Source organism: Streptomyces sp. NPDC005648 (assembly GCF_040605395.1).
GTDB lineage: Bacteria > Actinomycetota > Actinomycetes > Streptomycetales > Streptomycetaceae > Streptomyces.
Genome location: NZ_JBEXCS010000168.1, coordinates 1 through 9644, shown reverse-complemented (window position 1 = coordinate 9644; position 9644 = coordinate 1). Strand labels below are relative to the sequence as shown.

Annotated in this window: 6 protein-coding genes; all 6 read left to right on the top strand. The window is 70.4% G+C overall.

Annotated features, from left to right (window positions below; translation table 11 throughout):
• Positions 1-3945, top strand: a 3945-nt coding sequence (locus ABZT17_RS44200; RefSeq protein ID WP_356357842.1) for an amino acid adenylation domain-containing protein, incomplete at its 5' end; no start/stop codon positions are given.
• Entirely contained in the window at positions 3942-4160 is a 219-nt protein-coding gene (locus ABZT17_RS44195; RefSeq protein WP_356357841.1) for an MbtH family protein, read from the top strand. The genes ABZT17_RS44200 and ABZT17_RS44195, both read left to right, overlap by 4 nt.
• A gap of 37 nt (positions 4161-4197) precedes the next feature.
• On the top strand, positions 4198-5388 hold the full coding sequence (locus tag ABZT17_RS44190; protein ID WP_356357840.1) for a cytochrome P450: 1191 nt from the start codon (positions 4198-4200) through the stop codon (positions 5386-5388).
• 243 nt (positions 5389-5631) lie between these two features.
• Positions 5632-7155, top strand: coding sequence for an MFS transporter (locus tag ABZT17_RS44185; RefSeq protein WP_356357839.1), 1524 nt, complete (start codon positions 5632-5634; stop codon positions 7153-7155).
• 109 nt (positions 7156-7264) lie between these two features.
• Complete coding sequence (locus ABZT17_RS44180; protein ID WP_356357838.1) at positions 7265-8143, top strand: DUF4097 family beta strand repeat-containing protein; 879 nt, start codon at positions 7265-7267, stop codon at positions 8141-8143.
• 210 nt (positions 8144-8353) lie between these two features.
• A complete protein-coding gene (locus ABZT17_RS44175) occupies positions 8354-9553 on the top strand; it encodes a cytochrome P450 (protein WP_356357837.1) in 1200 nt (399 codons plus the stop codon).
• Positions 9554-9644 lie beyond the last annotated feature (91 nt).

Below are 9644 nucleotides of genomic sequence, written 5' to 3'. Positions count from 1 at the left end.
CCCTCGGACGTGCCGCTGGTCACGGTCGGTCAGGCCGAGCTGGAGCGCTGGGAGCAGCAGCACCCGTCCCTGCGTGACGTGTGGCCGCCGACCCCGCTCCAGTCCGGTCTGCTCTTCGAGTCGATGCTCGCCGACACCGCCCACGACGCCTACCACGTGCAGGTCGTCTACCAGCTCACCGGCGCCGTGGACCCGCGGCGCATGCGGGCCGCGGGCCAGGCACTGCTCGACCGCTACGACAACCTGCGCACCGCGTTCGTCTCGAACACGGCGGGCGATCTCGTCCAGCTCGTCCTCGACGAGGTCGAACTCCCCTGGCGGTGCACGGATCTGCGCGACCTCGACGAGGCAGGGCGGTCCGAGGAGTTCGAGCGGTTCCTCGCCACGGACCAGGCCGACCGCTTCGCCCCGGCCACCCCGCCACTGTTGCGGCTGAGCCTCGCGCTGACCGGGCCGGACAGCGCCGAGCTGGTCCTCACCTCGCACCACGCGCTGCTCGACGGCTGGTCGCTGAGTGTCCTGATGGGCGAGCTGCTCGCCCTCTACGGATCCGGGGGCGACGCCTCCGTCCTGCCGCGGGCGCGCGGTTTCCGCGACTTCCTGGTGTGGGCGTCCGAGCAGGACGCCGCGGCCTCCGCGGAGGCCTGGCGGACCGAGCTCGCCGGGGTCGAGGAACCCACCCTGCTCGTGCCCGACCGCACCGCGGAGGCGGACCCGCAGCGGGTGGGGCAGCGGGACATCCCGCTGTCGGCCGACACCGCCCGTGCCCTCGTCGCCACCGCCGCCGACCTGGGTATCACCCTCAACACGCTGGTGCAGGGCACCTGGGCGATCGTGCTCGCAGGGCTGACGGGCCGTCAGGACGTGGTGTTCGGGACGACGGTGTCGGGCCGCCCGCCCGCCGTGCCCGGTGTGGAGTCCATGGTGGGCCTGTTCATCAACACCCTGCCGGTGCGGGTGGAACTGTCGCCCTGGCGAAGCCTGAGGCAGGTGCTGACCGGCCTCCAGCACAGGCAGGGCGAGCTGCTCGACCACCACCACATCGGCCTGACCGACATCTGCCGGGCCGCCGGTCTCAACAGCCTGTTCGACACCGTCGTGGTCTTCGAGTCGTTCCCGATGGAACGCGGCGGCCTCGGTGACGCCGACGCCCACGGCGGCATCGCCGTCACCGGAGTGTCCACCGGCAACGGCACCCACTATCCGCTGGGCATCGCGGCCGCGGCCGACGACCGTCTGCACGTGGTCATGGAGTACCTGGAGGACTACGTCGGCCCGGCCCTGGCCGAGGACATCTCGGCGCGGTTCGCACGCGTCCTCGGCCAGGTGGCGACCGACCCCGACGTACCCGTCGGCGCGGTCGACGTGCTGTCCGCGGCCGAACGGGAACGGCTGCTCGCCGGCTTCGACGACACGGCCGAGCCCGTTGCCGAGGGGACGGTGGCCGACCAGTTCGAGCGCGTCGCGGCCACCACCCCGGACGCGACGGCGCTGCTCCACGAGGACCAGCGGCTGACCTACCGCGAACTGGACCAGCGCGCCGACCGGTTGGCGCACGCGCTGCGCGCGAGGGGGGTCGGGCCGGAAACCGTCGTGGCGGTGGCCACCCGCCGCTCGCCGGACCTGGTCGTCGCCCTGCTCGGCGTGACGAAGGCGGGCGGGATCTATCTGCCGGTGGACCACACCTACCCGGCCGAGCGGATCGCGTACATGGTGGGCGACTCCGGCGCCCGGCTCGCGCTGGTCGACGCCGCCGCGGCCGAGGCGCTGGCCGGGCACGAGCTCGACACCCTGCGGGTGGACCGGCTGCCCGAGGCCGGCTCCACCGTGCCGGTCCCGCGCGGCACACGGCCGGACAGCGCCGCGTATCTCATCTACACCTCGGGATCCACCGGGCAGCCCAAGGGCACCGTGGTCACCCACCGCGGTGTGGCGAGCCTGGTCGCGGCGCACGTACAGCGGATGGCGGTCACTCCCGACAGCCGGATGCTGCAGTTGGTCTCGCCGAGCTTCGACGTCTCCTTGTGCGAGATGTTCACGGCGCTGCTCTCCGGCGCCGTCCTCGTCCTCGCGGACAAGGAGGACCTGGCACCGGGGCTGCCGTTGGCCCGGACCGTGGACCGGCACGGCGTCACGCACATGATGCTGCCGCCCTCCCTGCTCGCCGCGCTCCCCGCGGACTCGCTGACCGGTGTGGTCTCGCTGCTGGTCGGCGGTGAGACACCGCCGCCCGAACTGGTCGCCCAGTGGGCTCCGGGCCGCCGGATGATGAACGTCTACGGCCCGACCGAGACCACCGTGTGCGCCACCATGAGCGCCCCGATGGCCCCGGACGACCGGGTGTTCCCCATCGGCACGCCCATCCACAACACCCGTCTGTACGTCCTGGACGCGATGCTGTCACCGGTTCCGGTCGGAGTGCCGGGCGAGCTGTACATCGCCGGACCGGGGCTGGCCCGCGGCTACCTCGGCAGGCAGGTCGTGACCGCCTCGCGCTTCGTGGCCTGCCCCTTCGGGGAGCCGGGGGAGCGGATGTACCGCACCGGCGACGTGGTGGCCCAGAACGCCGAGGGCGCGCTGGTCTTCCACGGCCGCGCCGACGACCAGGTCAAGATCCGCGGCTTCCGCATCGAACTCGGGGAGGTCCAGGCCGCGTTGACGGCACACCCCGGGGTCGACCGGGCCGTGGTGGTCGTCGACGACAGCGCCGGCGACCGGCGCCTGGTCGGTTACGTGGTGCCCGCCGACCCCGCCTCGGCGGATCATCTGGTGGCCGACGTGCACGACCTGGTCCGGCGGCGGCTGCCGCAGCACATGGTGCCCTCGGCCCTCGTCGTCATCGACGAGGTGCCGCTGACCCTGAGCGGCAAGATCGACCGGCGGGCGCTGCCCAGGCCCGACTACGTGGGAGAACCGGCCGGCCGGGCGCCGCGCACCGCCCGCGAGGAGATTCTGTGCGGCCTGTACGCCGAGGTGCTGGGGCTCGACTCCGTCACCGTCGACGACGGGTTCTTCGCCCGCGGCGGACACTCCCTGCTGGCCTCCCGGCTGATCAGCCGTATCGGCGTCGTCCTGGGTGTCGACCTGCCGCTGCGTACGGTGTTCGACGCCCCGACCGTCGCCGAACTGGCCGCCTTCCTGGAGTCGGAGGGCGAGGCCGGACCGGCCGGCGGCCCGTTCGCCCCGGTCCTGACCATCAAGGGCGGGACCGGCGCCCCGGCCGCCGGGGAGGAACCCCTCTGGCTCGTCCACCCGGGCGGCGGCATCTGCTGGCCCTACCTCGGATTCGGCGGCCGGCTGCCTCAGTTCCGCACGGTCCACGGAATCCAGGCGAAGGGATTCGACGGGCAGAGCCCGCTTCCCGCGTCCCTCGACGAGATGGTCCTGGACTACGTAGAGGAGATCCTGGCGGTCCAGCCGCAGGGGCCGTACCACCTGGCCGGGTACTCCATCGGCGGCACGCTCGCCCAGGCGGTCGCGGCGCGACTGCAGGGCCGGGGCCACGAGGTGGCGTTCCTGGCCATGCTCGACTGCGTGCCGGGCGACTACCTGGCGACGCAGCCCGCACCCACCGCGAGCGCGCTGCGGGAGTACTTCCGCCGGCAGCTGACCGGCATGGCCGGATCGCCGGAGTACGAGACGTTCCTCGACAACGCGGTCCGGGTGATCGTCAACCACACGTCCCTGTCCGGGGACTTCCACTCGCCCGTCTTCCACGGAGACGCGGTCTTCTTCAACGCCGTGCCCAACCCGGACGGGATACACGGCGACCGGTGGAAGCCGTACATCAGCGGATCCATCACGCAGTACGACATCGAGACCACGCACCACGAAATGATCAACGCGGAGCCCGCCGCCGACATCTGCCGGATTCTCGGCCGGGAATTCACCGCACGGACCGGCCGGGCAACGGAAACACCGACGGAAACGGAGTGCGACATATGAGCAGCAACCCCTTCGACGACGAGAGCGGCGAGTTCCTCGTGGTGGTGAACGACGAGGACCAGCACTCGCTGTGGCCGGCCTTCGCCGAGGTGCCGGCGGGCTGGCGGGCCGTGTTCGGCACGGCGGGCCGTGCTCAGTGCCTGGCCTATGTCGAGGAGCACTGGACGGACCTGCGGCCCAGGAGCCTGCGGGCCGCGATGGCCGCCGAGAAGTAGTCCAGGGTCCTGGGAACCAGAGAGGAAACCCCTTCCCATGTCGATAGTCATCGAGCGGTGGAACGTTCACCCGGGCAGTACCTGGATGCGCGGAGTCCGGCCCGAGAAGCCCGTCGAGTTCAACGAGGCGCTCGGCGCCTGGTGCGCCTACGGCTACCGGGAGGTGCAGCGGATCCTCGCCGACCACGAGACGTTCTCGGCCAGGACGGCCGACCTCGCCGCGGTGCAGGTCGACGAGAAGTTCATGGCGGGTGACGTCTCCCAGATGGATCCGCCGGAACAGACCATGTACCGCAAGCTGATCGGGCGGGCGTTCAGCCCCCGGATCATCACCAACCTGGAACCGCAGATCCACAAGGTCACAGGTGAACTGCTCGACGCGGTCGACGAGAAGGGCAGCTTCGAACTGGTCGCCGATCTCGCCTACCCGCTGCCGGTCCGCATCATCGCCGACCTCCTCGGTGTCGACGACCTCGACCTGTTCAAGGGCGCCGCGTTCGACATCGTGGAGAACATGGCGGGCATTGACTTCGTGGCCGGTGGAGAGAACGCCGAGGAGCAGATCCACAGTGCCGAGCAGCGTCTGCAGCCCCTGCTCGACTACATGCTCGAACAGGTCCTGGCCCGCCGCCGGAGCCCGCGCGAGGACCTGCTGACCTATCTCACACAGGTCGAGGAGGACGGCGAACGGCTCACCGACAACGAGATCGTCAACGTGGCCAACGTGCTGCTGATCACGGGCCACATCACCAGCACGATGATGCTCGGCAACGTCATGGCCTGTCTGGACGCCGAGCCCGACAAGCTGGCGCGGGTGCGCGAGGACCGTTCCCTGGTGCCGGGCGCGATCGAGGAGGCCCTGCGGCTGCTGCCGCCGGCCGCGGTGCTGTCCCGGGGAACGCTCAGGGACGTGGAGATCGGCGGCGTCACCATTCCCAAGGGCCAGATGATCCTGCCGTGGGTGGCGGCGGCCAACCGTGACCCGCTCCAGTTCGAGCGGCCGGACGAGTTCCTCCCGGACCGCAGCCCCAACGACCACGTCGTGTTCGGTCACGGCGTCCACTACTGCCTGGGCACCCGGCTCGCCAGGCTTGAGGGCAGGATCGCGGTCAACGCCCTGCTCGACCGCTACCCCGGCTTCAGGTCCGATCCGGACCGGCGGACGGAGTTCTTCCCCTCCCCGGACATGGTCGGCGTCCGCTCGATGCCGGTCCTGCTCGACAGGTAGTCACCGACTGGCCGTGGGCCAGGAGTTCGGCGCAGCGCCCGGCCGGGATGTCCCGGCCGGGCGCTTTCGCGTGCCCGGCGGCAGGCGCCCGGGCGGACCGATAACGAAGCGATAAGGGCCCTCCGTAACGTCGTCGGCGAACGAGCAAGGAACCCCCCACGACGACGGGAGTCACTTCTCGTAGGCGCATACGCGTCGTCGTTCTGCCGAACCCCATGCACGCCCCATGAGAAGGAGAAATCCGTGACCCAGCTGAAGCGTCGAGGGGATCGATGGCTGATCCTCGGCGTCGTCTGCCTGGTGCAGCTCGTCGTCATCCTCGACAACACCATCCTCAACGTCGCCATCCCCTCCCTGACCAAGGAGCTCGGCGCCACCACCGCGCAGACCCAGTGGGTGATCGGCGCGTACTCGCTGGTCCAGGCGGGCCTGCTGATCACCGCCGGCGGATTCGCCGACCGGTACGGGCGCAAGCTCACCCAGATGCTGGGTCTCGCCTTCTTCGGGGCCGGCTCGCTCGCCGGGGCCCTCGCGACGGAACCCGTCCAACTCATCGCCGCCCGCGCGGGCATGGGCATCGGCGGCGCCCTGCTGCTCGCCACCAACATGGCGATCATCGTCCGCACCTTCGACGCGGAGGAGACACCCAAGGCGCTCACCGTGATCATGGGTGTGGCCTCGCTCGGCCTGGCGCTGGGGCCCGTCATCGGCGGCGTCCTCCTCGCGCACTTCTGGTGGGGCTCGGTCTTCCTGGTCAACGTGCCGGTCTGCCTCATCGGCCTGGTGGCCGTGGCCAAGCTGGTCCCGGAGTCCAAGGACCCGCACGGCGACCGCCCCGACCTGCTCGGCGCGCTGCTGTCCACCGTCGGTATGACGGCGGTCGTCTACTCGGTCATCCAGGGTCCCGAGTACGGCTGGACCTCCGGCCGCACCCTGCTGACCGGCTTCGGCGGAGTGCTCGTCATGGCCGCCTTCATCCTCTGGGAGCGCCGCACGCCGCACCCGCTGCTGGACATGTCCTTCTTCGCCAACCCCCGCTTCCGCGGCGCCGTCTCCGGCGGTGTGCTGGTCGCGTTCGGTCTGTCCGGTTCGCTTTACCTGCTCACCCAGCACCTGCAGTTCGTGCTGAACTACGACCCGCTCGAGGCCGGCCTCCGCCTCATGCCGATGGCGCTGACGCTCGTCGCGCTCAACCTCACCGGTGTGGGCGTGCGGGTCACCGCCAAGCTGGCGCCCCCGGTCGCCACCGGTCTGGGCCTCGCCCTGATGGCGGCGGGTCTCGCCTCCATCGCGGTGCTCGGCCGTGACGGCTCCTACCCGGGCATCCTGCTGGGTCTGGTGCTGATGGGCGCGGGCGTCGGCTGCGCCAAGCCCGCGATGGCCGGTGCGGTGATGACCTCGATCCCGCCGGAGAAGGCGGGTGTCGGCTCGGGTCTGATGGGCACGATCAGCGAGGTCGGCAACTCGCTCGGCGTCGCCTGCCTGGGCGCGGTGCTGACCGTGGGCTTCGCCGGCGCGCTGCCCGCCTCAGTGCCCGACAGCGCCGCGCGTTCCCTGCCGGACGCCGTCGCGGCGGCCGGTCCGAACGCGACGCACCAGGTGCACCAGGCCTTCGCGGACAGCCTGACCACCGCCCAGCTGATCGGCGCGGTCGCGGTCCTGCTCGGCGGCCTGGTGGCCTCCTGGCTCCTTCGCCAGGGCGGGGTGGGGCAGCCGGACGGCATCGAGCAGTCCGACGCGACCGAGCAGGAGGCGGTCGCCGCCTGAGTCGGACCGGCTACCGGTCCACCCCGCCCGCTCATCCCCCGCGCAGCCCGTGGCCCACCCCCCTCCGTGGGCCACGGGCTGCGCTTCACACTCCGCTGAGGGCATCGTCATGCAGGTCTTCGACACTCCGGAACCGATCCTCGCCACCATCGAACTCAACGTCGGTCACGTGCGGATCACCGCAGGCGACCGCACCGACACCACTGTCGACGTTCTCCCCGCCGACCATGCCGAGTTCCGCGACCTGGTGACCGCGGCCGAGGCTGTCGTCACCTGTGACGGCGCAGAGCTGCTCGTCTCCGTCCCGAGCGCGGGCGACCTGCCCCGCAGCGGCGGGGCCGTGTCCGTCGCCATCGAGCTTCCGGCCGGCTCCGCCGTGTACGGCAAGGCCCGCGCCGCGGACTTCCACGGCACCGGCCGGCTGGGGGAGTGCCGGATCGCCGTCGACTGCGGCCACATCCGTCTCGACCGGACCGGATCGCTGCACCTCGACTCCCTGCTCGGCAATGTCACCGTGGGGCGGGTGTCCGGCGACGTCGAGGCTGTCGCCGAGAGCGGTGATCTGCGCATCGGCACCGTCGAGGGCAGGACGCGGCTCACCCGGACCCAGGGCGTCACGCACCTCGGTGAGTGCGTCGGCGACGCGCATGTCTCGGTGCGCAGCGGGGACGTGAGCATCGGCCGGGCGCACGCCGCGGTCGGCATCCGGGCCGAGCAGGCCGACATCAGCGTCCACGAGGCCCTACGGGGACCACTCGCGCTTCAGGCCGAGACCGGGACCCTGGAGATCGGCATCGCCGACGGCGTCGAGGCCCGCCTCGACCTCCTCGCCGGTTCCGGGACCGTCTACCGGTCCCTCGACCTGCTCGGTGGCACCGCGTCGCCCGCGGATGCCGACAAGGCCATCGAGGTGCGGGCCCGCACCGGCACCGGCGACATCGTGGTCCGCCGGGCGGTCCTCGACGCCGACGGGGAACCGCCTTTCTGACAGAGACCCGAAAGAAAACGCGTCCCGTCGACAGGACAGTGCACGACGGCGAACTCCGCGCATTCCGCGATGTATTGCAGAAAACCTTCTTCCTCTGGTGATGAGCGGATACGGCGGCCTACGATGGTGTGGAGCCGGAAAGGTATCCAGGGTCTGTCGACCGCTTGCGGCAGTCGTTCCAACAATGTTTTCCATCAACGGAGGAATACCGTGACCGAATTCGCTGACCGCTGGGGTTTCGCACCGGACAAATTCTGGCTGCGCGGCGAGCGGCCCGAGAACCCAGTCGAGTGGCGTGAGGAGCTCCAGCGTTGGGAGGTGTATGGATATCCCGAGGTCAACGAGGCGCTGAGCAACCAGGACGGCTACTCGGCCGACTCCGGCAAGCTGTTCAACTTCGACGAGGAGACGGCGAAGTACTTCGACGGCGACCTCGCCCAGATGACCGGCCTGGAGCACGCGAACGTCCGCAAGCAGGCCGCCCAGGCATTCGACCCGAAGTTCATCGCGCGCCTTGAGAACCGGGTCCGCGACCTCGCCAACGAATACGCCGACACATTGGAGAAGTTCGCCAAGTTCAACCTGCTGAGCGACTTCATCGACCATGTCGCCGGCATCGTCTTCAGTGAGCTTCTCGGCATTCCCGCCGAGGACCGGACCATGTTCAAGCTCGTCGACCAGAACATGGACCAGGAAGCCCAGATGACGCAGGTCGGCGAGGGCACCGACGACGGCTACTTCGAGCAGCTGACCAAGCCCCTGCAGCCGCTGCGCGAGATGCTCGGCACGCATGTCGACGCGAAGACGAAGGACCCGAAGGACGACCTGATCAGCCTGCTGAGCCAGGTGACCAAGGTCGACGGCAGCCTGATGACGCGGGACCAGATCATCAACTTCATCATCGGCATCCTGGGCGCCGGCCACCTGGCCACCCCGCTGCTGGTGGGCAACACCATGCTGTGCCTGGAGTCGTTCCCGGAGCAGTACGGGCTGGTCAAGTCGGACCACTCGCTGATCCCGGGCATGATCGAGGAGACGATGCGCTTCCTGACCCCGGGTGCCGCCTCCTACCGCGCGACCCTCCAGGACGTGCAGCTCGGCGGTAAGCAGATACCCAAGGACTCACTGCTGCGCGTCTACCTCGGGGCGGCCAACCGCGACCCGCGCCAGTTCGTCGACCCGGACACCTACGACGTGACCCGCAGCCCCAACGCCCACCTCGGCTTCGGCCGTGGCGCCCACTACTGCATGGGCGGACAGATGGTGCGGGTCGAGACCCGCGTCGTGTTCGAAGTCCTCTTCACCCGGTTCCCGAAGCTGCGGGTCGACCCGGCCATCCCGCCGCTCTTCTTCAACTCGCCCGACTTCACCGGCGTGCGCTCGGGAGGCATGCACGTGCGCATCGACTGATCCGTGCCTCCCCGCACCGCGAGAGGTGCTCCCCGACGGCGGCCTCCCCGGAGAGCCGGAGCGTACGGGGGCCGGTGGCGCCGGCGAGGAC

Coding starts and splice junctions, on each gene's coding strand:
- ABZT17_RS44195 (WP_356357841.1), top strand. CDS start 3,942: ATGAGCAGCAACCCCTTCGACGACGAGAGCGGCGAGTTCCTCGTGGTG.
- ABZT17_RS44190 (WP_356357840.1), top strand. CDS start 4,198: ATGTCGATAGTCATCGAGCGGTGGAACGTTCACCCGGGCAGTACCTGG.
- ABZT17_RS44180 (WP_356357838.1), top strand. CDS start 7,265: ATGCAGGTCTTCGACACTCCGGAACCGATCCTCGCCACCATCGAACTC.